We start from the raw sequence: 25,149 nt of genomic DNA on the forward strand, positions 1-25,149 counted from the left end.
AGCACAAGGTGTACCGACTGGAAAACGGTTTAGGTGGCAATACACACGCGCTAGTAAATCTGCTGTTATTTTATCGAAGCCATGGTTATAATCTCGACTGGATCTTGATGCCTGATAATAGCCGCATTCCAATGATGCTGTCAAGCGGAAATGAACTGTTGAAAATTAGTAACCAGATCCACCAGTTAAGCCGCCTATTAAATAAGGGCTATACGGATTTAACCACTCAGTTACGTGAATTGGGATACGAACCCTTCGACGATAAAGATCTTCCCGGATCGGAAACAGAATTACCTGAAGCGGCTTCCTTGATGACACTTTGAAGCCAAAGCCGACGTCTTAGCAAAAAGCAAAATTCAAACGGGTCTATAACGGACCCGTTTTTCTTTATGACGTAGTGAAGGTGAGGACCAGTAGCCAGGCCTGTACTTCCCACCTTTCCGATTTGCTCACTGCGCACCACAATCTGCCCAGGTTGAACGCAATAGCCTGATAGGTGTCCATAGGTCGTTTCAAAGCCAAAAGCGTGCTGCACGCGAATAAACTCACCCAATCTCGGGTCAAACCCAACCTGACTGACTACACCTGGTGCCGTGGCCTTAACGATCATGCCGGCAGCTGACTTCACATCGATACCGGCATGAAAACGAAGTTGCTTATGAATTGGATGCTGACGAATGCCAAAGGGAGATGAAATCCGAAACTGCTCGATAGAAACCTCAATAGGCAGCACAGCCGGTAGCGAATCCAGATACATCGATCGGGCCGGCAGGGTAGACAGTAGCCGGTGAATCTGCTGATAGGTTTGGGATGTCTTCAGCATCGTGACTTCCAGCGAGTCCAACACCCTTTGCAGGGAATCAGACCAGGCCGTTGCCGTCAAATTTAGTTGAAGGGTATCGGCATTTGTCTGCCTAACCTCACCCGTTTGCGCAACACTCACCCGCTTGCTCATAAAAAGCAAAACCAGCAAACCAACCCGAATTTTATTACGTAGTTGCATATAGTGTAACTAATGTTACACAAATTTGCAAATTTTATTTTTACCGTCTTTAATTTTTATACATTTACCAAAACTTAAGATTTCACCCTTTAACGCCATGCTCATGGAACAAGCAGCCATTAATTTTGCCCGAACACAGGCGGATGGTTTGGATAACATTGCGCCAACTTCGCTTCAGGGAAAAGCTGCCTGGCAGTATGCGCAGTCAGACAATTTTTTTAGTTCTGAAGAACAGGCGGCCGTACTTCGCCGTGAACTGGAGCCTTACCACGCGCAGCTTGAAACCAGGTTAGGTCAAATTGGCTGGGGGCCTGATCATCTGGCTAAACTTCCTACCATTCAGGATGCGCTGTTTTCGGGTCGACAGACCGTTCCGCTGGAAATCAGCTTAGGTCAGGGTTTAAAGATGTATGGCTGTTTACGGATCGTAATGACCGATGAAGGTCCAGACATTCGTATCACACCCCTACAACAGGCTCTGACTATACCTGAAATCATTGGGGGTGTTCGGCTAAGTCCCATTGAACAACAGCAACTATACCGGGAAGGAGCCTTGCCAAGGCCGTTATTGGTCCCCAAAAATGGTGCTTTCGTCCCCACTTTTTTGCGCGTCGACACCCAGACCAATACGGTCGAATTATGGCGCGTCAAACCCGAGCAGTTACCTACCAAGCTAATGGGAATCGATCTGACGAAAGATCAGCAGCTGCAATTGGTCAGCGGACACGCCGTGCGTTTAACCGGTTTAGTGGACCGTCAGGGTGAACCATTTGATGCTACAGTTACCATTTCAGCGGCCAGGCAGCAACTTCAATTCACGAATATAAACCGGCTGGATATGGCGGTTAAACCGGAACGCCGGTTTACGCAGCAGATCGCTCATAATAACGAAGGAGCCAAGACGGATCAAGCCTGCAGCCAGGAAGTGGCTATTGGTGCACCGGCTATAAATAACAGCCAGCGGGAAACAGTAGAAAAATTACTGGAGGGAAAGCAGGAGCTACAGCCATCGGGTAACAAACTAAAGGTTCACTAATCTCTATTACCATTCACATAACATGACCAAGTTTGATGAACTCAGGGAACGTTTTCCTAATCTGATACCGGTCCAGGAATTGCGGGCAAATGTTTCAATCGTTGAGTTAGCCCTGCATTATGGCTATGAGCCCCAGGTACACAAAGGGAAGAGCCGACCTGTTTTGGAAAATGCGCAGTACAAGGATACAATTATTATTAAAAATCCTCAGGATGCTGGCCAGCAGGTATACCAACGGGCCGGGGACTTTACCGATTCGGGCACGATCATTGATTTTATCAGAAACCGGTTAACGACCGTGTTCTCTACCTTCAACCGCCCCTCAGACCATGAGTTCAAAAACGTAACCAGTGTACTTTATGATTACCTGCGGGTTGATCCGTCAGAAGTTTCCAGAAACCGACAGACAGCGGTTAAACTAAGTGAAGACAAACCCAAGCAGGCTTTTGCCAAAGAGATCTTTGACATTCGGCCGCTGGAAGCTGATAACTACCTGATCACTCGCCAAATTGCTCCCCAGACCATCAACAGCCCTGAATTCGTCAACAAGGTTGTTTCTCAGGTCTCTTATTTCGATCCCGAAAAAGGCCAGACCGAAAACTTTTTAACCGTTAAGGAGCATCCAGAACGTAAATACATTACGTTTAGTAATGTGGCTTTTCCCTATTACAATGGTCTGTCGACTGAGGTTACAGGGCTGGAATTACGCAATGAAAAAGTGAAGTTGCATGCGCCGGGCAGCGATCGCTACAGTAGTGTTTTTATTTCCAACCCACCAGCGAAACCCGCTCATTTCTTTATACTGGAGAGTGGGATTGATGCGCTTTCCCATAAGCAGCTACGGACCATCCGGGGAGATGATTCCTTCAATGCGGTTTATTTCTCTACCGGTGGCCAGCTAACCGCTCAGCAGGTCAATACCATTACGCGGTATATTTCTTCATTTAGTAAGGCTGATGACTGGAAAATCAACCTGGCGTTTGACAATGATTCCAAAGGGCATCTGTTTGATCTGCAATTCATTCAGCAGCTATCGGCTACCAAATTTCCCCTAACCTCCACAGTTGCCGGAATTAATCGAATAGGCTATCTACTGCCCGAGCAGGAGGTATACCGGCCAATGCGCGAAGCGTTACTGGATCGGATCGAAGTCCATAATAAAAGTGTGCAGGCGCAGTTTTCACCCGAAGCCGATCCGCTGGGAAAAAAGGAATTGAATGGCCAGCTTATTACCGTTGGTCACAATCAGGGTCAGATTGTCCTTAATATTCCGGAATCGGTAGGGCCTTTATCGGCCGTTAGCAAAAGCCTTCTTGAATTGACCCGGCTTGATCAGCGCATTGAAATCAGAAAATCCCCGAGCAAGGACTATAACCTGGAGCTCACGCGGGAAATCAAGCTCGGAGAAAAGTTTGGCTTTGTTATCAGGGATGAAGCGGGGCTGGAACTGTTGAACGGAAATTCGGCCGTTAAAATGGCGCGCTCCTTTAACCAGTTCAAAAATCAGGCGGAATCAGAATGCTTTACCGGTTCGTTTACCCTTTTCCAGCGGGTTGATTTTGGTTTTCTGAAGCCACTCGCTGAACTGACCTTGGAGAACGGAAAGAGCATTGCCTCTACTCAGCATCCTGGATTGGATGAATTGGTTCAGGCCGAAAAGAAACAGATGAGCCAGAGCCAGCAAGTCAAACCTGATGTCGTTCCAGAGTCGTCCCCAACGCAAAAATCAGGGTTAAAACCCCGGTAGATGTATGATCAGCCAATCGACAATGATTAGTTTTGCGATGGATCGATCAGGAAAGCAGACGTCCACCAATCAAATGACTTATGTGATCAATATTGAAGATGGCGGAGGCAAAGAGTTCTACCTGGCACCTGACGGCAAATTAATCGGTTTGGCTTCCAAGGATTCGCAAGAACCACAGGAATTTAAGGCCATTAAGCTAGCCTTAAAAAAAATGGATCAGTTGCGCCCGAAGTATCCACCTGTCTGTCGGATCTATGCTGTAGAACGTACTGAATTTAATGACCGTCGGCAACTACTTCAGAAACCGCAGTGATACACCTACCGGTACCGAATATCCGTTGACCCGCTCCTGATCAGGCGGGTTTATTTTTTCTTAATTGGAAAGATTGCCTGCATCAATGCTTTTCGATAAGCCTCCCCAATGGGAATGAGCTTGGTTTGATGTTCCTTCTTAATGCCCAGTTGCTCTTTCTCGATTAAATCAATCCGTTTCTTGGCGACGATATACGATTTATGAACCCGGACAAACAGTTTTGGGGGCAGCACCTCTTCTATTTCGCTAATAGGAATGTGTAAATTAATACGGTCCGTTGGCGTGTAAATGGACACATAGTTTCGCTCACTTTCGATCCAGAGGATTTCAGTAAAATCGATTCGTTGATGTTTACCATCCACCCGTACATAGGCATGATCATCCGAATCAGGTTCATCGGATGGGGTTTCGGTCATGGCGCGAACCTTATTGACGGCCTTTAAAAACCGGTCAAAAGGGTAGGGCTTACAAAGGAAGTCAACGACATCATAATCGTAGCTGGGCAGGGCATATTGCGGGTACGAGGTTGTGAGAATATAATGCTGCTTACTACCCATAATCTTCATGAAATCCATACCATCGATGGCAAAATTTGGCATTTCAACATCTAGAAAGACTAAGGCAACCGAATTGTTTTCCAGATAAGTAATGGCTTCTGTAGGATCAGTGAATGAACCTTCAACACTAAGAAAGGGCACCTTGGCGATATAGCCGAGCAGGTGTTCAATTGACATTTCTTCGTCATCGACGACAATACAGGTAATAGCCATAAAAAAGTGGATATGTACTTAAGTTTGAATAATTAACTGGCAAGTGTACTGGTTTTCATCCTGGTCAACGGTATAAGAATATCGACCCTCATACGTTAAATCCAGCCGTCTGACCAGGTTAGCCAGGCCAATCTTATTGGATTCTGGACGGTTCTTTTGGTTCTTCTGATTGCTGGAGTAAAAACGGATGCTGGTTTCGGTCGTCTCAATTCGGATGATTAGCGGATGTTCCGCTTCATTCATTTTCCCATGTTTGAAGGCATTCTCGACCAGGTTAATGAAAATAAATGAGGGAATCATTTTTTCGGCCGTCATCCCTTTGACGGTAAAGTCAATAAATAGCTTCGAATTATAGCGTTCCTGGTGGAGGGCAATCAGATGATTCATATAGGTTATTTCACCATCCAGATTGACCAGGTTCAAATCATCCTGCATGCTATAGCGCATGATGTCGGAAAGTTTCAAGATGGCCTGCCCTAATTCGGGTAATGCTTCCGAACTTTTGATGTAAAAATGATACAGGGTATTGTACAGAAAATGGGGGTTAATCTGGGATTTCAACGCTCTTAACTCTGCCTGAAGGGTCTGTTCCCGTTGCTGGAGTTTCTGTTCCTCGGCCTGACTACGTTCCCGCTCGATGGCTAGTTCCTGGCGCTTGGACGTGTTGATTGCTTCCTTAATATCTTCTGTTACCTCGGGAATAACTTTAAAGACATCCAGGGTAATACTCATGAAAAAATAAGCTGTGAAAAAGGCGATCAGAATAAAGACGAGCCAGGTATTGAAATATCGGGAGATGGTCGGCGGATTGAGTGAATGAGCCTTTAATTCCTGCTGGCGAGCCAGAGCCCAGGGCTGATGTTGAGCGAGGGCTGATTCATACCGGGCCGATTCGGTTGGGGTCAGATAGTTAAACCGGTAGGAATAGCTGTTCTGAACAAAGGAAACGTAAACAAGGATGCCCAACACCAGCAAAAACCAGATAATTGAAGCCTGACGGCCCAGCAGCATGGCCGATAAGACGATGAGCGAATGGGCCAAGGCAAAGTCGGTTAAAATCGCATCACTACTGGGATTCCCTACGCCCAGCATGTTACAAATACTCATGAACATAATCGAGAGTAGGCTTGCCCAACGAAGGATTATATCCACCTGTTTATCATTAGATAGAAATAGTCTTCGATTAAAAATGAAAATGGATTGTTTTCCCAGCAGTACTAATCCGTTGTACACGAATGAAGCCAGGTTCGCCAGGCCAACCCCTGCATAGACAAAGCCTAGTATAGGATGAGGGACAAAATGCCCGTTCGCCAATTTTTCCATTACCAGAAAAATCGGGGTCAGGAGTATGTAGCTAGCATTCAGCATCACCAGCAGCGTTCGCTGTGTTCGGGCGAAGGGTTTGGTCAACTTTTGCCGGGAGCTTTCCAATAAACTCTGTAGGCCAATTTCTTCATTTCTCATCTATAAAGCGGATTAGGCATAATCAAAGCAGGAAACATAAACGGGAGACTTAGACGCTAACACCTGCTCAGGAAGGCCAATCGATTTCACCAGAACATGCGTGTTGACATCCTTTTCAAAACCGCTTAGTGAGCCCATGGACAAGTGCAGCAGCTGCGCCACCAGTGGATCGCTCTGATCGATTTCACACATGGCCGAATGAAGACCATAGTGGGCCAGAACGCTTTCTAGCAAAACGGGTAGGAGCTCGGGACGTCCTTTCTGGAAATACATTCCCTCCAGCACCACAAACTCATTGTGAGCTGGATTAAAAAAGCGTCGGGAAACCGAGAAAAGAGGAACCAGATTCATTAAAACCAAGCCCATTGCACCAGGCATCTTGTAAAAGCGCCAGGTAACCGGATTGGCCTGAACACCGGCTACAATCTTACCTTGTTCCTTTAGCACAAAGTATTGATGCTGGTAGCCGATGTGGGCAAAGGTCTTAAACCGATAGGATTGATAAAACTGCTTCAACAGGGGTTGCATCTGCTGAAGATCAGCGGCCGTTGCTTGACCAAACCGTTTATCCTGGATAGGGGAGTAGCGCCGGAAAAAATAGGTTTTCAATGTGGCTACTGACCGGAACCCTTCTTTTTGGGAGATGGCAATTGATCGGGCATTTTTACCCTCAATAAACGAATAGAATAGGAAAGGAGAGGGCGTTTGCTGCTCGACATAGGCAACGGCCTGTTGTTTTAAAAGCCGGCCATAACCCTTGCCAGAATGTGCTTCGTCAACGGCCAGGTAACGACCATAAAAGCCAGTCGTCTGGACCGATCCCATATCCAGGGTACGTTCATCCAGGCAGTAGGTTCCAATCAACTGACCCGCCTGCCGTAGATGAAAAAACAGAGGGTTGGCTAAATCATGGAGTTTGCTTTCCTGATTGGTGTGTTGGTAGCGAATCCCTTTTGTGCCATAGATGGTGCGTTTCAAGAGGTCAATAGCCGCCGGATCGATTGTCCCGCTAGTCGTTATGATCGATTCCCCATTCCGATAGATCTCTACTTCAGGTTGCGAATTAGGCATGTTTGATTGGCTCACATTAAACGATTACGTTTAGTAGTATAACGATCAGGGATGAAAAAGGTAAACCCTGTTCGTCCACACTTTTGTCCCGTTCGTCCACACTTTTGTCCTGTTGGTCCAAGGTGCTTCAAAAAAGCAACCTCTCAACCTCCTTTCATGCGTTGACGAAATAACGTAAAACCAGTCAAGGCAAGTCATGACAGATCCAAATTATGACCTAACAGGTACCGATAAAATGCGTGGTGAGAAGAACGGAAGTGAGGTGGAAATTACCTACGTGGTTTACCTGGTTGATAGCAATGGGGACGAGTTCTATATTGCCCAGGACGATCAATCCGTCCGGGTCAATACGCCCGATGATCAGAAGCCACTGATGCTTAAAACCGTGTTTCAACTAAATGCTCAACTAGGTCGGCTTCGAAAAAAATATTCGCCTACCTGCCGGCTGTTTGGCCTCGAATATGGTGAATTCCTCGAACGAAAAGGCCAATTATGGGAATAACTGAAGAGGTTGAATGGAAAAAATATGAACAGTATTTACCGCTGCTTCACCAATTAATGTAAAAGAATAAATGCTCCTCTTGGGACTTTTATTGCTAAAGCAGGCAAAATACCCTATCTACAGGCCCATGTTCGTTTTAGCCGCAGTGATCTCTGGAAACCAGAACAGATTATTCAGGTTATGGACGTGCTTCAGCGCTTACAACTCTAATGCCAAATACTGAAATTAACGGAGGTTTTCGTGAACGATTTTGATTTAAGAAGCCACCAATGTAAGCCATTCACCTATAGAATGTTATACAGGGAGAAAGGGAGTTCTATATACCCTTTTATTGGACGAAAATCTCGATGATTCCCAAAGCGATAATTCACGGTCCACTTTTGGCTGACGAGATACATTAACTCTTCGCATTTTTTCTTTTTATCCACTTTCATTTGACACCCTACCCTACAGACAAATCAGACGCCTGGCATTAAGTAAAAGCCATCAAGTATACGGCTAACGAGTTCGTTTTAAGTGAATGCATTAGCAGACCGATTTTAGATGATAAACCAGAATAGGAATTGTCGATCGACTAATCATTCGGCCTGTCAGACTAGGGTTTAGCAAACCCGATATAAAGTCGCGTTCATGGGTGGTCATTACCAGTAAATCGGCCGTAGTTGTGGAAAGATACCCGTCGATTCCACTAACCACGGTTGGCGCATTAACCCAATCCAACTCAAAATCTTTATCACTTCTATGATGCTGTAGATGAGCGATTCGCTTATCGCTACTGGTCTTATTTGATCGATTCTCCGTCTGTATATGAAGAAGGCGTAGCCTGGACCCAAACCGATGGACCATATCAATAACCTGGGTGAAGGGCGTAGGCTGCTTAAACGCCAGAGATGTAGTATACACAATCGTTCGCGGATAAATCCGACCTGGTACCATCTCCCGATCGTCAGTGGGTGCGATTAGAACTGGACACCGTGAACGCCGGGCAATGTTGAGAGCGACACTACCCGTCAACAATTGCTGATAGATACTAGCCAGGGGATCATGCCCCATCAGGATCAAGTCAACGGCTTGTTGTTGGGCCGTGGCCAGTATGACCTCGGCTGCATTCCCCTGCCGCAAAAGGACCTGGCAGTGAATACCTTCCCGCTGAAATTGGGTTGCTAGCTGGCGGAGCTTGGCTGGGTAGGCCGTTTCGATCAGCGCATCTATCGATGGGTTTAGGTTGACAGGGTCCGAATCCACCCGGCCAATCACCTTTTTAGAGGTCTGCTGTACATGCAGTACGAGCAACAATGAATTATAGTGGTGGGCGAATAGGCGTGCCCAATCAAATACGGCTGTGTTTTGCTCCCGCAAATTGGTTGCTAACAAAATAGTTTTCATATCGATTCGCTCCCTTGACTGGTAAACACAATGACTTTATTTTTTCGTGAACCCTACCCTACTTATAGGCTTTTCATTGAGTTGAGAAAGGCGACTTCTAGGGCCGATTCACTTCACGACACGCTTTTTCTAAGTAAATACGTAACTGTTCTTTCTACGACTTGCCAAGCTTATGAGTCGTTATCGATACGCATTGATTGGGCTTCTAATCGCTTCCTGAGGGGTTAACTGGCTGTTCCACTCCACAAACCATATGGAACGTTATATCGGTATGTTGAACTAGCTCAGCACAGAGCTTACTAATTTGGCCATCGTTGAAAGAATGGTACCGGTTTAGATCCATTCGGTAGCGATTGATCATGGTGCCACTACACAAAAGCCTGCCCAATTTCTCAGCCTAGGCCCTTGCAGGCTGAGCGTTAACCGACACCATCCTCAGAAAACGGGGCTGATGAACCCCCACTAGGACTTCGACTGGAAGCCTACCACTAAATTGACGTGACATAGGTGAGCAATTTTAGTCAGAATGTGCATGGGTATTTTCTGACCATTTGTTTCGTATTTATGCAGGGTAGAAATGCTCACACCTAATTGCTGAGCCAGCTCATTCTGCGTCAAATCAGCCTGTAACCGGATGTCCCGAATCAGATAACCGATTTGTTGACGAGTAGCCGCTTCATCTACTTCGTTTAAAATCACATAGTTTACTTGAACCATACCGACTGTTTTTCAAAAATCAGGCGTACTAAAACGAACCAATGGCTCCATTAATCGGACTGATGATTAACGTGAGAAGTCCCCAGCGGCTTCGGGCTGATAGAGGATCTGGTTGATTCGAATGTTTATGGAACCAAAAGGGGTTGGCAGGTTGGCTACGGTCCCCTGCTGACAGCCTAGCAAGGCGGTGGCTAAAGGGGAAAAAATAGAAATTCGGTTGCGTGCGCCATCAGCCTCTTCGGGGTACACCAAGCAAATTTCCAGGTGCTTATCCATATCTATATATTCCAGACTTACCACCGAATTCATAGTGACCACATCCGATGGTATCTTCCCCGGGTCTAGCAGGGTTGCTCGCTCTACACTCCGCACTAGTTTCATGAGCTGCGTAGGCGATAGGCGGGCATTGATTTTAGCCTGCTCGATCCGTTGTTTTAAGCGCTGATAGTCCAGCTTACTAATAATCCGATTTGTCATAATTCATTGGTTTAGATGGTAAAATCGATGAATTGATCCTCAAGAGACGTTTTGAAACCAAAATCCACTGAAAAGCAATTCCTTAGTTGAGAGGAAACGGCTGGGCTGGCTGGCCTACTAACCGTGCGTTGTGAATAAGGCCCAGAATGATCAGGCCCACCAGGAGTGAAAGGGCCGTTAACAGGTGCACGTTTAACGATCCACCAGCGGCCATCCGATGCGCATCTTTCACCGATTTTTGGCCTATTTCGGTTTGGATCTGAGCCAGTTCATGGAGTGCCTGAACACTGTATTTAAAAACTAGTGCCCCTGGTCCATAAAAAATCTGACGGGCCTGGGACGACTGATCGGCAAGTAACAAGGTCTGGATAGACGTCTCCAGGTCATGCCCCTGCCGGTAGGTCTTGTTGAATGCGTTCAGCCAGCGTGTCTCGCTGGTAGTAAGTTTTGTTTTTTTGTATTTACGGATACGCTCATTTATACGCTGGTCATAGTGCTCCAGTTGACTAGCCAGAGCCGCGGGTGAAACAGGCACTTCATTGACGAACTGATGTTCAATCAGCAGTCGTTTGGCGTGTAGACTTTCGTTGATATGAACCAATTCAATAGCAGGCTGCAAACGGTCATCGTAGAGGGCGGCTACCGTTTGGTCCATGTCCTGTATGTCATTTTTCAGGCTGGTCGCCGTATATAAAATGACCAGCATCAGGCTCAGCAACAGCCCGGCCACTTTAAGCTTTTGTTGGAGGGCGAACGACCATTTCATGGGATTCAGAGAGAAAATTTACGTTTGATTTAGGGCTTATGCACGACTAATTATGTGTCAATGGGTAAGTGGTATTGTTCGAATTTTCAACCCGATACGAGCGCGGCTTCAGGTTGATGCCAGGACTTTTGCCGTCAACACTAACGCAGCCGTTGAATGCGTTCCCCAACAGACAGGTAGGGGAGTACTTGCGGAGTCCCCTGCGGAAGAGGGCTTTATCAACGCTTACTTTTTGTCGCACTACTTGATTATAATCAAGTCAGGGCATAGTGTTAATGATATAAGGGGTATACGTAGATGGCCGGTACAGTGACTTAACCGTACAAGGTTAGTTTTCTGCCGGGATGTGGTCACAGAGCCTAAAACAGGCTTTTTACTAGCGCAGAACCCAGGTCGTTTAGGGACGAATTGGCTGGGCGGGTTGCCCCCAACGCCGGAGCAGGTAGGCTGCACGTAAGCTAGCTGTTGCCGCCGGTTCACCTCCGCCCATAGACAGATCAGCAACACCCCACCAAAGAAGAGCAGATAACGTACCGGCAGCCAGCGAGAAGAGGGCATCTGTTCCTTCAATTCTTCGAAAGGATGGGTTGGCATAATTTTTCCTGATTAATAATACTGACTACGCATAGCGTTGCCGGGCGCCCAAAGGCTTAGTCCACTTATCGACAGTTGTCCGTCGGCCAATGCCAGACGGGGTTCATTTATTTCAATTAGATGCCCAGCCACTGGGCCTTGTAATCGCTACGCGCCTTAAAGGATATTCCCGGCTTCGGACTTATAAGAAACAACCCGTAGGTATAATGTATGAAGACTCCAAGGCCAGCCAGTAGACTGAGTAGCACTACTTTGTTGACGTGGGGAACTCTTCGTATTGGCCTTTCCATGACGTTCGTGTTTTGATTTCTTACTTTCTTGCTGTAAATTTACAACTGTAAAAATACAAACGCAAATAAATGACGTACATTAGTGCACAACCGGAACTATCGACTAGCTGGGAGGATATATGTTTTCCTGTAGAGCCGCTGCTGCTCAGCGATTTGTTGCCTGACTATGATATTATAGCCACCGATCGCCAAAAACTGATTGTGGGCCAACCAGTGGGTGGACGGAAAACCCTGTTCGGCATTCAGAGTGCCGACTACACCATTATACCAAACCGGGCCATTCAGGAGGTCGTCGATGAACTGATCCCGGATTACCAGCTCCTGATTAAACATACCAACACAGGCGAGTTCAGCATCAGCATTATTCTGCCCGCATCGCTGTCGGTAGGGACCGAGCAACTGCAGCGGAGTCTGACCATTACCAATAGTTATAATGGTAAGACGCCATTCAGCATTCAGGGGCAATCGCTAACGGCCCTGATGGACCCCTCCACCCACCTGGGCAGCAGTGTGTACCGGAACGTTTGTCAAAATGGCCTGCTAGGCTGGGCGGACTCCTTTGCCGATCTGAATGCTTATCAGGCCTGGTTGGGCCACTGGGTAAAAGGACCCCAAAAACCAGTGGCGATTAAAACACTGTTGCCCCAGTCGTCGCGGCCACAGCGGCCTTCGCCGGATATTCGTAAACTCCATCAAAGTGCGCTGACCATTCCGCTGTTTCAGCAGCAATTGCATGAGTTGCTTCTCGATCACCTGAAGACCGGCGTTACGCTGACGGCGACCGTATATGACCATTTTCAGCAGACGGATATGGCCGGGAGTCATGAGAACGTCCTTCGGAAATTGCCCGTACCGGTTCAGTTGATCAAGCAGGCCCGTGAGCGCCTGCGGCTGGAGGAGCGCCTGTTGAATTCTCCACCCTCCTGCTGGCTGCTCTATAATGCCGTTAATTATGCCCTGTTTACGGCCCGCAGCAGCCTGACGCTCAATGACCGTTACCGCTTAGATGAGCGCGTATTTCATCACCTGGCCGCTCAGGCGTACGCCTGAAGACGCTCCCCTTCAGCCAAAACCCGTTCTGAAAACAACTTGTAAACTCACCCCCTATGTATTCACCCGATGTAGCCATAGGATTAGACAGTATCGTTTATGCCCTGTGTAAACTGGACGGTCAACTTCATCCAGATGAGACAAAGCTAGCCTGTGACCTGCTAACTGAGGGGCCCTACAGCGATCTGGCCATCTGCGCGATGTTCCTGCGGGATAATATGGGTGAGCTGGCCGAGGAAGCCAGCGCCTTTGGCCGGCGCCGACAGGCCGGCAAGAGGGTTGACATCAGCCAGGAAACCAGGAAACGATTTGTCCGTATTCTGCTGCGGGTGGCGCGGGCCCACGAGGGCATCTCGCGGGAAGAACGGGCTTTCATCCGGCAGTTCTGGTGGGAATTGCACCGAATGTAAGCAGAAATGTACCTTCATTCTGGTCCGGCAAAGACGGCCGGAGTAGGTCGTTGCTACCACTCATCTACTGTTGACTGAATTCGCCTTATGGACGGTATAAACCACCTGATTCCCTTATTGACCCTGATTGTGCTGGAGACCATTCTGGGCATCGACAACGTTATATTCATTTCGATCTTAGCTGGCAAATTGCCCCTCGCCCAGCGGAATAGGTTCCGCTACTGGGGCCTAGGCCTGGCGATGTTTTTGCGACTGGGGCTGCTGACCCTGCTGGCCTGGATCATGCAGCTAACTACCACGCTGTTTACCCTAGCCAACATCGACATTAGCGGGAAAGATCTGATTTTGCTGGCCGGGGGCCTATTTCTGATCTACAAAAGCACGGCTGAAATCTACCGCTATGCTGAACTGGGTAATGATGCCCATGCCCCCGATACAACCCAAAACTCGTTACGCAACCTGTTGATTCAGATCCTGATTCTGGATCTTGTTTTTTCATTGGATTCCATCGTCACGGCTGTGGGTATGGTCAGTGCGCTCTGGGTGATGTACACGGCCATTGTGGTGGCGGTGGGGATCATGCTGGTGGCGGCAAAACCCATCAGTGAATTCATAACCCGGCACCCGTCTTCAAGATTCTGGCCCTGTGTTTTCTGCTCATTATCGGGATGTCCTTGGTGGCCGAAGGGCTGCACGTTGAGATACCCAAAGGCTATATCTACTTTGCCATGACCTTTGCGTTTCTAGTTGACCTGATTCAGATGAGGACTTTGTCTAAAGCTGGGCATAAGTGAGATGACTAATAAACGGGTTGAACCGCAAAAAATAACTGAGTAATCCGGGTAGCCCTGTGCTGCCCTATACAAATAGGTTGACAACAGGCTAATCGTCCTTACTTTATGACATCTTCACCTGATACTCGTTCGCCGGTACGCTCCACCCTGCTGGTGATTGCGTTGCTGGGTTTGACGCTGACCAGCATCTTCCTGAGTCGTCGCCGTATTCACGACATGCAGGAGGCAACCTCATCCATTTACAAAGATCGTCTAGTGCCGACCGGCATGCTGGTTAATCTGACAGGCGCCGTTTATCGCAAACGGTTGGTGTTGGAAACGTATATACTGACGACCAATAGACCGAATAGGGGTCTGATCACCTCAACACTCGACCGGTATAATCGTCGTGCAGACTCCCTACTAACAGAGTTTGAACAAACCAAGCTAACGGTGAAGGAAGCCGACAGACTTAAGTTGCTGAAGCAGCGGTTAACTGTTTACAACCAGCTAGAAGTCGAACTTATAACGAATCTGATCGATCGGCCAAAGGCCCAGCAAGCCCTGTTTGCGGGTAGGGGCAGTATGGCGTTTGGCCAGGTGGCTCAAACGCTCGACGAACTGGCCGCTCTGCAACTCACCGTTGGCGAGCAACTGCTGGGCGAGTCGAGGGGCCAAACCAATTACATCTACGTCCTGACAGCGTTACAAATAGGTTTGATACTGATCATTGGATTGAGCCTGTTCTGGCACCGTTTCGAATAGGGATAAAAGCGGGCTATTGAGCAACGGGTAATTCACCCGATAACTAATGCTTGAACTTGCTACATCTGACTAGAAACTTCTTTGGGACAGATTTGGGAATAAACATCCATTTAACCATGGTTAAACGGCCACAACGGCCCCTCTGCGCCGACGAAACATTCGGTATTAGATTACCGCACATACAGCCAACAGAAATCCTATTTTTCACTTTATCTTGTCCTGATTGAAATCGGAGGTTCAATCGAATGTTTTTTAAGTATAAAAGGAGGAGAGTGTCTTCTAATAGCTGTCAACCTTAATGCCTAGTATGCACTTCACCATGATTCAATAGCGGGTGCGCCTACTAAATAAGGTCGGCTAAAAGCCGGTATAAGTCAGGGTGGTTAATTGTACTTCATCCAGAATGGCTAGACGTTTATCAACCTGTTGAATCAGCCCTGTCGCGGTCAACTCATTAAGTGTACGGATAAAGGTTTCATAGGTGGTACCCGCGTAGGCAGCCATATCCTGCCGGGTGAGCAAGACATTGATCTGGCCCGTTTCATCCCGACCAAATTTGCGATCCAGCATCAGTAACGTTTCGGCTACCCTTCCTTTGACGTCCATCAGGGCCAGATTACGCATCCGTTTTTCGGCATCCTGTAGCGCATTGGCGAAAAATTTCATCAGTGCGTACGTGAGCGTTTGATTTGATTGGATGAAAAGCTCAAAAAATGGTAATGTCATGAAGCAGATGGTAACCTCCTCCAGGGCGGTTGCGGTGATGGGCAGAATTTGATCGTCACCCAAGGCCCGGTACCCAATCATTTCGCCTTTTCGGGCAAAGTTCAAAATTAATTCTTTGTGCGGACCCCATGCCTTGTGGATTTTTACCGTACCCTCATACACGAAATAAACGCCCTTAACGGGGCTACCCTCGGAAAAAATTACTTCCTTTTTCTTGAACCTGAGCATCTGACGATTGGCTCCAATCAACGAGAGCCAGCCTTCTTTGCTGTTTTGGCAGAGTAAACAACAGGTTAAATCACAGGGCGTTGGTTGGGTTTTCATCAAAGGCTTCGAAGCCGGTTTAGAGAAGTTGTCTGTTTACGTATTTTCTTCACCAGTTTAGGCCACCGCCCCCTGTGTCCAGACCAACTTATGGGCTGACTTGGGTAAGACCGGTAGCGTGGGATATTGTTGATCAGAAGGGCAAGAACCAGTAAAATCAATACGCCCGTTAATACAGGGGTCAATATATACTGAAAACCCAGCGCTTTTATTTTTTCTGAGCCAATATTAGCAATCAGCGCCGTTGCGCCAGCGGGCGGATGCATGGTTTTGGTTATTTGCATACCCACAATAGAGAGCGAAACGGCCAGGGCTGCCGCTAGCCAGAGCTGACCATCCAACAGCTTATACGTACTCACGCCAATCAAAGCCGCCAGTAAATGTCCCCCGACCAGATTGCGGGGTTGGGCGAGCGGGCTATGTGTTGCGCCAAAGATTAACACGCAGCTTGCTCCAAATGACCCGATCAGAAACACACAATCCTGTTCGGCCAGTTTTGACTGGTTCAATAGCCCCAAGGCAGCAATGGCGGTAAAAGAACCTAGGAACGTCCAGAAATGATCAGCAGGGTTTATCAGGGTTTGTCTATATACAACATAGCGAGCGATACGATACGGTCTTTTTGTGGATATTTTCACACCAGGTATAATTAATATATGATTTAAATCACAAAAATAGGCAACTTATTAATTTTAATAAGCATTATAAATGACAAGTATCATAATAAACCATGACATATGAATAGACCTTACACTGTCTCAGATTCTATTCCCATTTCTACTTCATTACCGCAAGTACTCACCGGTGAACGGCTAAAGCAGCCCCGATGGGAATCAAAAAAACGGATTTTATTCATAGCCCAGTTAGCAGTCGGCCTGGCTTTTGGTGTCGCGTTGATAGCCAGAGGGCTGGTTGACCTCATCAATCTGGTGACTAATCTTGCCTTTTTTGGGCAATGGTCACTAGTCGAACGTAGCCCGGCGGATACAGCGCTGGGTTTATGGGTCATTGGCGTGCCGGTAGCAGGTGGGATCGTTGTGGGATTGATGGCCTTTTATGGATCAAAGGCTATCCGGGGACACGGGATACCTGAAGCCATGGAGCAAATTCTGGTCAATAAAAGCAGGATCAAACCTAGCATCGCCTTCTTGAAACCGCTCTCAGCAGCCATCTCAATTGGAACGGGTGGACCTTTTGGAGCGGAAGGTCCCATTATTGCCACGGGTGGGGCGCTGGGATCTACGTTAGGTCAGCTACTTACGATCAGTGATACAGAGCGAAAAACGTTGCTGGCGGCTGGAGCAACAGCGGGCATGGCCACCATTTTCGGTACTCCGCTAGCCGCCATTTTCCTGGCCATTGAGTTGCTCCTGTTCGAGTTCTCGGTCCGTTCGATCATTCCTGTAGCGCTGGCCTGCATTACGGGGGCTGCTGGTCATCACCTGTTGTTTGGCAGTGAACCCGTTTTTGCGCTTTTAAGTACCGTGCCCAAAGCCAGTAATAGTGCTTTGCTGGCTTACAGTGCCATGGGCCTGCTGATAGGATGCCTGTCGGTGGTGATTACTAAGCTGGTTTATTTTATCGAAGACTCTTTTGAAAAATTACCTGTACACTGGATGTGGTGGCCAGCCCTGGGTGGATTAGCCGTGGGAATTATTGGTTATGTTGCCCCCAGAACTCTGGGGGTGGGTTATAGTAATATCACCCATTTGCTGACAGGAACCATGCCGGTGTCGGTTATTCTGTCCTTGTCTTTGTTTAAACTGCTCTCGTGGTCTATCTCCCTGGGCAGCGGTACATCCGGTGGTACACTTGCTCCTTTGCTAACCATTGGTGGGGCGCTGGGAGCACTGGCCGCTCATAGCTTAGCACGACTATTTCCCGGTCTGGATATTTACACGCCCCTGGCTGTTCTGATTGGCATGTCAGCATTGTTTGCCGGAGCCAGCCGGGCAGTACTCACCTCCATTGTTTTTGCGCTGGAAACCACCTTGCAGGCTAACAGTCTTTTACCCCTGTTAGCAGCCTGCGTTGGTTCCTATAGTATTTCGTTTTTGTTGATGGAGAACACCATTATGACCGAGAAAATCGCCCGGCGGGGTACCAAAACCCCTAACTCATATGAACACGACTGGCTGGAAAAATGGACCGTTGGTGATGTTGCACAGCCCTGTAATCTTTTCCTGGCTGAAGACAGCACGCTGAGCGAAGTGTTTCAATACCTTCGGCAGGAAGCGACCCAGCCCCAGCGGTTTGTGGTAGTCGATCAACACCAGCAAATCTGCGGTATCGTTCGTTTGTCGACGCTAATTACCTATACCGATCAAACGACCCGGCTAACTACCGTTTTAGCGGATCATCCTTACCCATGTATTGAATCTGAAAGTACCCTAAAAGCCGCAATTGAACTCATGAGTCATAAACAGGCTGACATGCTGACCGTCGTTTCCGCCGATTCATTGCGTATTAGCAGCCTTGATTATGCCGATGTGTTTTCGGCTTATCAGGCCAGTTCACAAGAAACCACACTTCGTAAAAAGCACCTTTCGATGAGACAGGGTTTTCGAAGACGGTTAGCGGGGTATAAAATCGGAAGGGCCACTCGTTGATAGGCTGTTGATCAAGAAATACCGTTGGGGTGGCTGTTGGGAAAACGAGGTTTCTGGTTTAGACTAGTCGATGAATCGTAGTAAAGCAGCTCCCGAAAGCTGACGTTCGAATTAAACAATGGTTGAACAAGTGCGTAGACGGGTGGTGTCCCTACTGGAGTTTGTGCTGTTTAGTAATGGCTTTATTGCCCTGTGCGCCGTGGTGATGAGCCAGACAACGGCCCTCTTATTCCACCGTGTGCTTCCCACTTTTTGGCTGCCCTTTATTTTCTTCGCGACACTAAGTAGTTATGCGTTGCACTGGAATCTAACCCCCCTTACAGCCGATTTGGCGGAGCGCAACCAATGGAATAGACGGCATAAACCGCTGTTGTGGGTCATATGCCTTGGCTCAGCCAGTATGGGGCTGGTTCTGTTAACCCAGTTGCTACCTTATCTGCCTTATTTCATTCCAATAATTGTGGCTACTCTTCTGTATACGGCTCCTAAACTTGATTACCGGCCGTTTCGACTGCTGCGCCGGGTTGCCATTCTCAAGACCGCCTACTTAGCTCTGGTCTGGACGTTGGTCACAGTGACTCTACCCCTGTTAATCACGGCTCCAGACTGGAATACCGGCTTGACAGTGTGGGTCTTAAACCGCTTTTTATTTATTTACAGCATTTGCTTTTGGTTTGATTACCGGGATCGGGATGAGGACAGGAAGGCGAGATGGCTTACGTTAGTATCCAGAATGGACCTTCGGCGAGCAACACGCGTGTTTTATGCTATTCTCAGTTGTTTTACTTTATCTGAAGTGCTGCTGCTAGAGCGAGGAATGAGGGTTGGGCAGGTGGCGAGTGTAGGCATACCTATGTTTATCCTAGCCGTATCTATCCACTATATTCCGGTATGGCGGTCTGATTATTGGTATTATCTCTATCTGGATGGATTACTGATGCTATCGGGCTTATTGCTGCTTTGGTTGTAACAGACGGTTTATCCGGTTGCTTGCCCTCGGTTGAATTTTTGTCTTGTCCTGATATAGGTTGTCAATTTTCACCCAAAATCGACAACTATGGAAGACCACATTCGCGACATGTTGAGTCGCTTCCAGTACAGCGAGCAGCTCCGGGAGACAGCCGTTTTTCGTATCCCTTTGGCGGTGAAGAAGTTAGCCAAGTAATGGAAGATTTAGGCATTCACAGCGGCCATACCCTGCGCAGCTGGGTCCAACTCTATCGCCAGAAGATGAAAACAGGCCTGCTAACTTTACCCGCCATGAATCAAGCACAAAAACGCGACATGGCCGCTTTAAAACAGCGAAATGAGGAGTTGGAACAGACTCTACAGCAAGCCAATTTGCTGATCCTGGCGCTCAACACCATGATTGAGACCGCTGAAAAAGAATTAAATGTGCCAATAAGAAAAAAGTCTGGCCGCATCGGCGGTCCGAACCAAACGGTCCTAACCCTTCGTGAAAACGAAATCGCAAAGGTGAGTGTCGGAAGCCTTTGCCGACTGTTTGGTGTGAGCCGACAAGCGTTTCACGCTAGAAAACAACGCGCTCAGCGATCAGTGAGCCATGCGATGTTAGTGCTGGATCTGGTGACGGCGCTCAGACGAGACGTGCCTGGCCTGGGAACCCGGAAATTACATCTTCTGCTGGCAGAACCCTTAGCAAAAAGTGGCATCAAATTAGGGCGTGACAAGTTGCACAAGATCCTATACAATCATGCTATGGTTATCCGTCAGGGCCGACAGGCACCCCAGACAACGGATTCAAATCACCGCTTACAACGATATCCTAACCTACTTATTGATAGGGTGATAACAGCTCCCAGACAGGTTTGGGTTAGTGATATAACTTACTTATATATTGGGTTGGGCTTTGGCTACTTATCGTTAATAACGGATGCTTATTCAAAGCTGATTGTAGGTTACTGTCTTCATCCCTTCTTAACAGCGGAAGGCAGCATAAAGGCCCTGGATATGGCTCTATCAACCCATTTGGAAAGGGAAGAGAACTAATCCATCATTCCGACCGAGGCAGCCAATACTGTAGTTTTGATTACGTTCGCAGGCTGAAAGGGGCCAACATTTTGATCAGTATGACTCAGCAAGGCGACCCTTATGAAAACGCTATCGCTGAACGGGTGAATGGAATATTGAAGACGGATTTCCGCTTGAACCGAGTGTTCGTTACTTTTGAGGAGGCTGAGAAGGCGGTTGAAAAAAGTATCTATAATTACAACCGCACGGGCGGCCCCGCATCTTCGTCCCCACATGAGCTGTGGTTAACTAACTCCAGTGATGGCTCATCAGAGCGAGCTACCGCTGAGAAAGCACTGGAAGCCAAAGGTGTATGAACGGTCCAAGGTTGTCCGGGATCAAGGCCAATTTGGGTAAGTCCATCCGTTTAATCTACTTTGACAACGCTATATCAGGATTAAGATTAACCAATATTTTTTGACTCAAAAACTGACAACTTATTTTCAGGATCGGACAACGGTCAACATTTTTCAGGACAAGTCAATTGGTGTCTTGTCCGAAATCAATCGGAGGTTTTTCTGAACGGTAACCGGGTAGGAGTGAAGTGCCCCAAAAGTGGCTTTTTCTCGTTCATTAAAACCGTTCATTTTAATGGTTCACGGATTTTTATATTGAATGGGTTTATATGAACGATTTTTGCCAATCCTTTAAAACCGGACATTTCGTTAACGGTATTTAATAAATTCACAAACTCCTATTTCCACTTTCGGATGATAACATTCAAGCAGTAGCTTAATGATGGTTCATTAACGAGCTATCGAATGGGTTTTTTCTTCCAGTGACGGCCACCGTACTCGCCATACTGGAAATCCTGGTATGGATACCAGTCACTTGCTTCTGGGACATCAAAAGTGGACATAGCCAGAAAATGATCAGCAACGATTAAATAGTGTTTTCGGGAAAGTGGATACTCATCTAAATAAGGCAATACAACCTTCGAATCGTATACATTCACATTACAATTACCTGTGCAGACATTCTGACGAAACGAACGAATAAATTCATGAAGGGATTTTTTGTCAAACTTCTTACGCTTCAACAAAACCGCGTAATTCTGAACCGCTGAGTTATGTTTGGTTTTGATGATCTCGTACTCTCGTGAATCAAGTTTGGCTACGGGTTCTTCTTCAGCAAGACCATTTAAGATGTACTTTGACGGTATCCATCCCAAATAAGTAGCCGTCAACCAATCAGGGTCTACAACGTTGATTTTTGACCAAGCTCCTTTAGTTTCTAGTACCACAACCTTTACCGAGCGATCCACGGCACAATAATCGGTTTTGCCCATAGATGCAGAAGCTTTTTCATTTACCAAGCGTGGAAACGACTCACCTGGTCCAGTATGGATGAATATTTCCTCCCCACTGATTCCACGAATCTTTTGAGTTGGGTGTTCGTCTTGCATAGTGGAAGCGGCAGACGAGGTACCAGTTTTGTCAGATCGGGAATCTGAACAACTGGATAAAGAAAACAAAAAACTCAGGATAAATAGGGATTTGATAAAATTAAGCATCAATGGAATTATGACTATATGAAAAAATATAAATACAACGCTAAATAAGCACGCCAAAAGCGCTTTCGGTGCTTTTCAGTTAAAAGAATGATAGGTTAGTACTCTACAGAATATTACAATTCTCGAATCGTATTCACTATATCAACGAGTGTGTTTGCGCCGGGAACTTCCTTTGTCTCGAAGACCATGAAATATCGATAGTCATTTCCTGCTTTACTTCGCCACAAATTACCCAACCGTATTTTTTCGGCAGTATCTGCATTATCTAAATGATCGCCTTTCGTTTCTAAGAGTATGATTTTACCACGCTTAGTGACTATTATGAAATCAGGGTAGTGATTGATAAAGCCATTGATCGAAAAGCCACGGCCACGCTCTAAGTTACGGGTCCAAAAGGCGACGCTTTCCAAATTGGCAACGGCGTCAATTACTTTCTCTTCAAACAAGTTGATTTTACCTTCCCGCACATACAGCGACTTGATGAGGTCTTTTCCGGTCTCAGTCGGCGAAATAGCTGAAGGGAATGAAAAAGACGGTCTTAGAAATAGTTTATCACGATCAAGCCATAGACTGAAAGTTTTCTCGCCATACGCCGTTGTTAGAGCTTCGATCTTCTGCTTGATCCGTTGCGTATAGCTATATTCTTGAGCAATCAGATCCTGAAACTGTTCCTCCGTTAAATCTTCCAGGACCTGACGTACATACCATTCAACGTCTTTGTCAGAAATGGGTTTGAAGTTACCTAACCTCCGCATCATTTGACTCGTCATCGACTTAATTTGTCCATCACGGGTCTGGTTAGGCAGGATGTTGGCCAATAGAGCATCTTTTGTCAGACCGTCAATATGACTAAACCGTGGCGTATATTCTCCTTTATTACCTTCCTCCAAGTCAACTTTATAAAGTTCAGAATCGACACTACCGAAGTCGATATTGCGGTCAGCTTTACGTAGATTGAAATCAGCTAATAATGCTTCTTTCTTCAAAAGCACTTCTTCGTCACCGAATATACCAGTAGAAACGCGCAGGTAGAACTGAGGTAATTTGATTGTACTAACTTGCTGTTGAAACTGATCTTTAATTTTATACTGATTGACCAGGTCGGCCAGTACGGAAGGGAGTGTAGAGGTTTTTCCATCCATATTTTTTAGACGCTCTTCAAACTGATTGGCTTCGTCAATCGCTTTCTTCTCCAGATCGTCAATCACCGCTTTGACATTCCTTGAACCATTATCCGATTCGGTACAGTTATATTGAATGCTATTTGGGTCGATCTCGTCACTGTTTTGACCTGACATCGGTTCAAATTTCGGTGACGTATTATTAGGGGGCGAAAACAGTGATTCAAGTGGATCACCCAACGGTTTTACGTTTTGCTCCTCAGCCTCCTCATCGATAACTCGATAGTCTTTCGCACTGAAACCGGCTTTATTCAGACCAGCTACGATGTTCTGTAATGTCTCCCGGAATTTTGAGGATGCCGTCAGCACGTAGCTTAAGTTTAGCAGGGGTGATTTGTGTTTGATTACATGAGGTTGCCGCAGCACCCGTCCCAAAATCTGTTCGACATCCACCGCTGACGAGCGGTCGGCTAGCGATGCCAAAATATAGGCAAACGGGCAGTCCCAGCCTTCTTTAAGGGCGTTGACAGTAATAATGTACCGCACCGGACAATCGCTGGCCATAAGATTGATACCTTTTAGCTCATCAATGTTTGCCGTTTTGATTTTTACCTGATCACTGGGAATACCAGCTTTGATTAGGGTTTCCTTGATCTTTTCGAAGGTGTGGTTGTCTTCGGATGTCTTGGGCTGGGCCTGAAACAGCACGATTGGGCGGATATAGCGGCCACCCTGTTTGCGTTCATTATTTGCCAGCAACTCAAGCCGTTTTTGAAGACTTAATGCCGCATTTATGACTTCAGTGCGCTCCCGTTTCTGGTTATAAACAATTACCGGCAGCTTCACCATATTTTCTTTCTTCAGCTCCAGAGCGTCCACAAAACTAATGATGTTGCTGTTTTTGCGAGGAGTAGCCGTTAAGTCCAGAATAAAGGCTGGGTTAAGATTACGTAACATCTCGACGCTCAAATCGCTTTCCGCATTGTGGCTTTCATCGACCACTACTACGGGTTGTAATGACCGCAGTACGTTAATAACTGCCGTTTCATCAGTTCCTTCCAGTACATAAGACGATGCCGAATCGCTTGACAAAGACCCGACGGATGCAAAGCTGATGTTATTTCCATTCTCTTGATACAACTTGCGATCTTCCTTATTCTTAGCTCGCAATGAGTCGAAGCTCATCACAATAATGCTCAACTGTCCCTGTACGGTGGTAGCGTTGAATCCCGCTCCACTCAGGAGTGCCTGTTTATCGAATACCTCCACTCGGTGCTGAAAATGCGAGTTGATTTTTTGCCGGTATGGATGGCCGGTATCACGCAAATTATTAATGGTCTGTTGTAAAATGGAGTTCGAAGGAACTAGCCAGACTACGACATTCGCTGTCAAGGGAGCACGTTCGATTTTATCGAATATCGTGCGCAGAGCATTACAGGCAATAAAAGTCTTACCACCAGCTGTCGGTACCTTAATACAAACGTGCGGCACGGGATGACTTTCCCCGTCCTGCACGTTATTCTTATAAGGCTCTACTACCGTACCAGGAAAAGGTCTAAATCCTTTGTTGTTCCAGTAGTTATAAAATGAATCGCGCACCCGGCCATTGGTCAGTTGCAGTTGCTCCAAAAATAGGTTTAGGTCCGTAATGACACCTTGTTGATACGATTTTAGCTCCATAGTGGCTGCGT

The 25,149-nt window shown here is 46.9% G+C and carries 24 protein-coding genes; 12 read left to right on the forward strand and 12 right to left on the reverse strand.

The genetic code is table 11. The features are described from left to right. Positions 1-226: 226 nt before the first annotated feature. Positions 227-1,003: a M23 family metallopeptidase gene (locus ACYVFD_RS30765; protein ID WP_461094449.1), complete on the reverse strand. Its 777-nt coding sequence runs from the start codon at positions 1,001-1,003 to the stop codon at positions 227-229. Between the two features lie 103 nt (positions 1,004-1,106). Between ACYVFD_RS30765 and ACYVFD_RS30770 the strand changes: the two genes are divergently transcribed. The 3 genes from ACYVFD_RS30770 to ACYVFD_RS30780 are packed head-to-tail and all read left to right on the forward strand — an operon-like array spanning position 1,107 to position 4,099. Then, positions 1,107-2,039: a DUF3945 domain-containing protein gene (locus tag ACYVFD_RS30770; RefSeq protein ID WP_461094450.1), complete on the forward strand. Its 933-nt coding sequence runs from the start codon at positions 1,107-1,109 to the stop codon at positions 2,037-2,039. Between the two features lie 22 nt (positions 2,040-2,061). Continuing rightward, a complete protein-coding gene (locus ACYVFD_RS30775) occupies positions 2,062-3,786 on the forward strand; it encodes a toprim domain-containing protein (protein WP_461094451.1) in 1,725 nt (574 codons plus the stop codon). A gap of 4 nt (positions 3,787-3,790) precedes the next feature. Continuing rightward, positions 3,791-4,099, forward strand: coding sequence for a hypothetical protein (locus tag ACYVFD_RS30780; protein ID WP_461094452.1), 309 nt, complete (start codon positions 3,791-3,793; stop codon positions 4,097-4,099). A gap of 50 nt (positions 4,100-4,149) precedes the next feature. On the opposite strand, the gene ACYVFD_RS30785 is transcribed toward ACYVFD_RS30780, so the two are convergent. From ACYVFD_RS30785 to ACYVFD_RS30795, 3 genes are read right to left on the reverse strand one after another with little or no spacing between them, the layout of a single operon-like run. Next, positions 4,150-4,869: a LytR/AlgR family response regulator transcription factor gene (locus ACYVFD_RS30785; RefSeq protein ID WP_461094453.1), complete on the reverse strand. Its 720-nt coding sequence runs from the start codon at positions 4,867-4,869 to the stop codon at positions 4,150-4,152. 18 nt (positions 4,870-4,887) lie between these two features. Continuing rightward, complete coding sequence (locus ACYVFD_RS30790) at positions 4,888-6,333, reverse strand: sensor histidine kinase (RefSeq protein WP_461094454.1); 1,446 nt, start codon at positions 6,331-6,333, stop codon at positions 4,888-4,890. Between the two features lie 12 nt (positions 6,334-6,345). Then, positions 6,346-7,404 (reverse strand): GNAT family N-acetyltransferase, encoded by a 1,059-nt coding sequence (locus ACYVFD_RS30795; RefSeq protein ID WP_461094455.1) that lies wholly within the window; start codon positions 7,402-7,404, stop codon positions 6,346-6,348. Positions 7,405-7,600: 196 nt separating this feature from the next. Here ACYVFD_RS30795 and ACYVFD_RS30800 point away from each other — a divergent pair, with 196 nt between their 5' ends. Beyond that, a complete protein-coding gene (locus tag ACYVFD_RS30800; protein WP_461094456.1) occupies positions 7,601-7,906 on the forward strand; it encodes a hypothetical protein in 306 nt (101 codons plus the stop codon). 525 nt (positions 7,907-8,431) lie between these two features. Here the strand turns inward: ACYVFD_RS30800 and ACYVFD_RS30805 are convergent. The 4 genes from ACYVFD_RS30805 to ACYVFD_RS30820 form a co-directional block, all read right to left on the reverse strand. Next, on the reverse strand, positions 8,432-9,292 hold the full coding sequence (locus ACYVFD_RS30805) for a universal stress protein (RefSeq protein WP_461094457.1): 861 nt from the start codon (positions 9,290-9,292) through the stop codon (positions 8,432-8,434). A 462-nt stretch (positions 9,293-9,754) separates the two neighbouring features. Beyond that, positions 9,755-10,009, reverse strand: a complete 255-nt coding sequence (locus ACYVFD_RS30810) for a helix-turn-helix domain-containing protein (RefSeq protein ID WP_461094458.1) — start codon at positions 10,007-10,009, stop codon at positions 9,755-9,757. A 66-nt stretch (positions 10,010-10,075) separates the two neighbouring features. Further along, positions 10,076-10,486, reverse strand: coding sequence for a GreA/GreB family elongation factor (locus ACYVFD_RS30815; RefSeq protein ID WP_461094459.1), 411 nt, complete (start codon positions 10,484-10,486; stop codon positions 10,076-10,078). Positions 10,487-10,568: 82 nt separating this feature from the next. Beyond that, complete coding sequence (locus ACYVFD_RS30820) at positions 10,569-11,252, reverse strand: MCP four helix bundle domain-containing protein (RefSeq protein WP_461094460.1); 684 nt, start codon at positions 11,250-11,252, stop codon at positions 10,569-10,571. A 953-nt stretch (positions 11,253-12,205) separates the two neighbouring features. Here ACYVFD_RS30820 and ACYVFD_RS30825 point away from each other — a divergent pair. From ACYVFD_RS30825 to ACYVFD_RS30840, 4 genes are all read left to right on the forward strand, one after another. Next, positions 12,206-13,186 carry a hypothetical protein gene (locus ACYVFD_RS30825; RefSeq protein ID WP_461094461.1) on the forward strand — a complete coding sequence of 327 codons (981 nt, stop codon included), beginning with the start codon at positions 12,206-12,208 and terminating at the stop codon, positions 13,184-13,186. Positions 13,187-13,242: 56 nt separating this feature from the next. Further along, on the forward strand, positions 13,243-13,596 hold the full coding sequence (locus ACYVFD_RS30830) for a tellurite resistance TerB family protein (protein WP_461094462.1): 354 nt from the start codon (positions 13,243-13,245) through the stop codon (positions 13,594-13,596). An 87-nt stretch (positions 13,597-13,683) separates the two neighbouring features. After that, positions 13,684-14,328 (forward strand): TerC family protein, encoded by a 645-nt coding sequence (locus ACYVFD_RS30835; RefSeq protein ID WP_461094463.1) that lies wholly within the window; start codon positions 13,684-13,686, stop codon positions 14,326-14,328. Positions 14,329-14,495: 167 nt separating this feature from the next. Further along, positions 14,496-15,134, forward strand: a complete 639-nt coding sequence (locus ACYVFD_RS30840) for an MCP four helix bundle domain-containing protein (protein ID WP_461094464.1) — start codon at positions 14,496-14,498, stop codon at positions 15,132-15,134. A 357-nt stretch (positions 15,135-15,491) separates the two neighbouring features. Here ACYVFD_RS30840 and ACYVFD_RS30845 read toward each other — a convergent pair whose 3' ends face one another. Together ACYVFD_RS30845 and ACYVFD_RS30850 are read right to left on the reverse strand one after the other, a co-directional pair. Then, on the reverse strand, positions 15,492-16,184 hold the full coding sequence (locus ACYVFD_RS30845; protein ID WP_461094465.1) for a Crp/Fnr family transcriptional regulator: 693 nt from the start codon (positions 16,182-16,184) through the stop codon (positions 15,492-15,494). Beyond that, a complete protein-coding gene (locus tag ACYVFD_RS30850) occupies positions 16,184-16,822 on the reverse strand; it encodes an HPP family protein (protein WP_461094466.1) in 639 nt (212 codons plus the stop codon). The genes ACYVFD_RS30845 and ACYVFD_RS30850 overlap by 1 nt, the downstream gene beginning before the upstream one ends. A gap of 99 nt (positions 16,823-16,921) precedes the next feature. Here ACYVFD_RS30850 and ACYVFD_RS30855 point away from each other — a divergent pair, with 99 nt between their 5' ends. The 4 genes from ACYVFD_RS30855 (at position 16,922) to ACYVFD_RS30870 (ending at position 21,141) form a co-directional block, all read left to right on the forward strand. After that, positions 16,922-18,793: a chloride channel protein gene (locus ACYVFD_RS30855; RefSeq protein ID WP_461094467.1), complete on the forward strand. Its 1,872-nt coding sequence runs from the start codon at positions 16,922-16,924 to the stop codon at positions 18,791-18,793. Between the two features lie 118 nt (positions 18,794-18,911). Further along, a complete protein-coding gene (locus tag ACYVFD_RS30860; protein ID WP_461094468.1) occupies positions 18,912-19,763 on the forward strand; it encodes a UbiA prenyltransferase family protein in 852 nt (283 codons plus the stop codon). Then, positions 19,700-20,803, forward strand: coding sequence for a transposase family protein (locus tag ACYVFD_RS30865; protein ID WP_461094469.1), 1,104 nt, complete (start codon positions 19,700-19,702; stop codon positions 20,801-20,803). The genes ACYVFD_RS30860 and ACYVFD_RS30865 overlap by 64 nt, the downstream gene beginning before the upstream one ends. Positions 20,804-20,883: 80 nt before the next feature. Beyond that, entirely contained in the window at positions 20,884-21,141 is a 258-nt protein-coding gene (locus tag ACYVFD_RS30870; protein ID WP_461094470.1) for an integrase core domain-containing protein, read from the forward strand. A 437-nt stretch (positions 21,142-21,578) separates the two neighbouring features. Here the strand turns inward: ACYVFD_RS30870 and ACYVFD_RS30875 are convergent, their stop codons facing one another. Both ACYVFD_RS30875 and ACYVFD_RS30880 read right to left on the reverse strand, forming a co-directional pair. Further along, on the reverse strand, positions 21,579-22,229 hold the full coding sequence (locus ACYVFD_RS30875; RefSeq protein WP_461094471.1) for an SH3 domain-containing protein: 651 nt from the start codon (positions 22,227-22,229) through the stop codon (positions 21,579-21,581). A 221-nt stretch (positions 22,230-22,450) separates the two neighbouring features. After that, positions 22,451-25,138 carry a DEAD/DEAH box helicase gene (locus ACYVFD_RS30880; protein ID WP_461094472.1) on the reverse strand — a complete coding sequence of 896 codons (2,688 nt, stop codon included), beginning with the start codon at positions 25,136-25,138 and terminating at the stop codon, positions 22,451-22,453. Positions 25,139-25,149: the final 11 nt, after the last annotated feature.

It is taken from the genome of Spirosoma gilvum (assembly GCF_054776815.1).

Bases quoted from the DNA above. Each gene is read 5' to 3' on its own strand.
- ACYVFD_RS30820 (WP_461094460.1), bottom strand. From the start codon at position 11,252: ATGAAATGGTCGTTCGCCCTCCAACAAAAGCTTAAAGTGGCCGGGCTG.
- ACYVFD_RS30835 (WP_461094463.1), top strand. From the start codon at position 13,684: ATGGACGGTATAAACCACCTGATTCCCTTATTGACCCTGATTGTGCTG.
- ACYVFD_RS30800 (WP_461094456.1), top strand. From the start codon at position 7,601: ATGACAGATCCAAATTATGACCTAACAGGTACCGATAAAATGCGTGGT.
- ACYVFD_RS30775 (WP_461094451.1), top strand. From the start codon at position 2,062: ATGACCAAGTTTGATGAACTCAGGGAACGTTTTCCTAATCTGATACCG.
- ACYVFD_RS30830 (WP_461094462.1), top strand. From the start codon at position 13,243: ATGTATTCACCCGATGTAGCCATAGGATTAGACAGTATCGTTTATGCC.
- ACYVFD_RS30790 (WP_461094454.1), bottom strand. From the start codon at position 6,333: ATGAGAAATGAAGAAATTGGCCTACAGAGTTTATTGGAAAGCTCCCGG.
- ACYVFD_RS30810 (WP_461094458.1), bottom strand. From the start codon at position 10,009: ATGGTTCAAGTAAACTATGTGATTTTAAACGAAGTAGATGAAGCGGCT.
- ACYVFD_RS30870 (WP_461094470.1), top strand. From the start codon at position 20,884: ATGACTCAGCAAGGCGACCCTTATGAAAACGCTATCGCTGAACGGGTG.
- ACYVFD_RS30875 (WP_461094471.1), bottom strand. From the start codon at position 22,229: ATGCAAGACGAACACCCAACTCAAAAGATTCGTGGAATCAGTGGGGAG.
- ACYVFD_RS30845 (WP_461094465.1), bottom strand. From the start codon at position 16,184: ATGAAAACCCAACCAACGCCCTGTGATTTAACCTGTTGTTTACTCTGC.
- ACYVFD_RS30815 (WP_461094459.1), bottom strand. From the start codon at position 10,486: ATGACAAATCGGATTATTAGTAAGCTGGACTATCAGCGCTTAAAACAA.
- ACYVFD_RS30860 (WP_461094468.1), top strand. From the start codon at position 18,912: ATGGTTGAACAAGTGCGTAGACGGGTGGTGTCCCTACTGGAGTTTGTG.
- ACYVFD_RS30880 (WP_461094472.1), bottom strand. From the start codon at position 25,138: ATGGAGCTAAAATCGTATCAACAAGGTGTCATTACGGACCTAAACCTA.
- ACYVFD_RS30795 (WP_461094455.1), bottom strand. From the start codon at position 7,404: ATGCCTAATTCGCAACCTGAAGTAGAGATCTATCGGAATGGGGAATCG.
- ACYVFD_RS30840 (WP_461094464.1), top strand. From the start codon at position 14,496: ATGACATCTTCACCTGATACTCGTTCGCCGGTACGCTCCACCCTGCTG.
- ACYVFD_RS30805 (WP_461094457.1), bottom strand. From the start codon at position 9,292: ATGAAAACTATTTTGTTAGCAACCAATTTGCGGGAGCAAAACACAGCC.
- ACYVFD_RS30855 (WP_461094467.1), top strand. From the start codon at position 16,922: ATGAATAGACCTTACACTGTCTCAGATTCTATTCCCATTTCTACTTCA.
- ACYVFD_RS30825 (WP_461094461.1), top strand. From the start codon at position 12,206: ATGACGTACATTAGTGCACAACCGGAACTATCGACTAGCTGGGAGGAT.
- ACYVFD_RS30770 (WP_461094450.1), top strand. From the start codon at position 1,107: ATGGAACAAGCAGCCATTAATTTTGCCCGAACACAGGCGGATGGTTTG.
- ACYVFD_RS30765 (WP_461094449.1), bottom strand. From the start codon at position 1,003: ATGCAACTACGTAATAAAATTCGGGTTGGTTTGCTGGTTTTGCTTTTT.
- ACYVFD_RS30785 (WP_461094453.1), bottom strand. From the start codon at position 4,869: ATGGCTATTACCTGTATTGTCGTCGATGACGAAGAAATGTCAATTGAA.
- ACYVFD_RS30780 (WP_461094452.1), top strand. From the start codon at position 3,791: ATGATCAGCCAATCGACAATGATTAGTTTTGCGATGGATCGATCAGGA.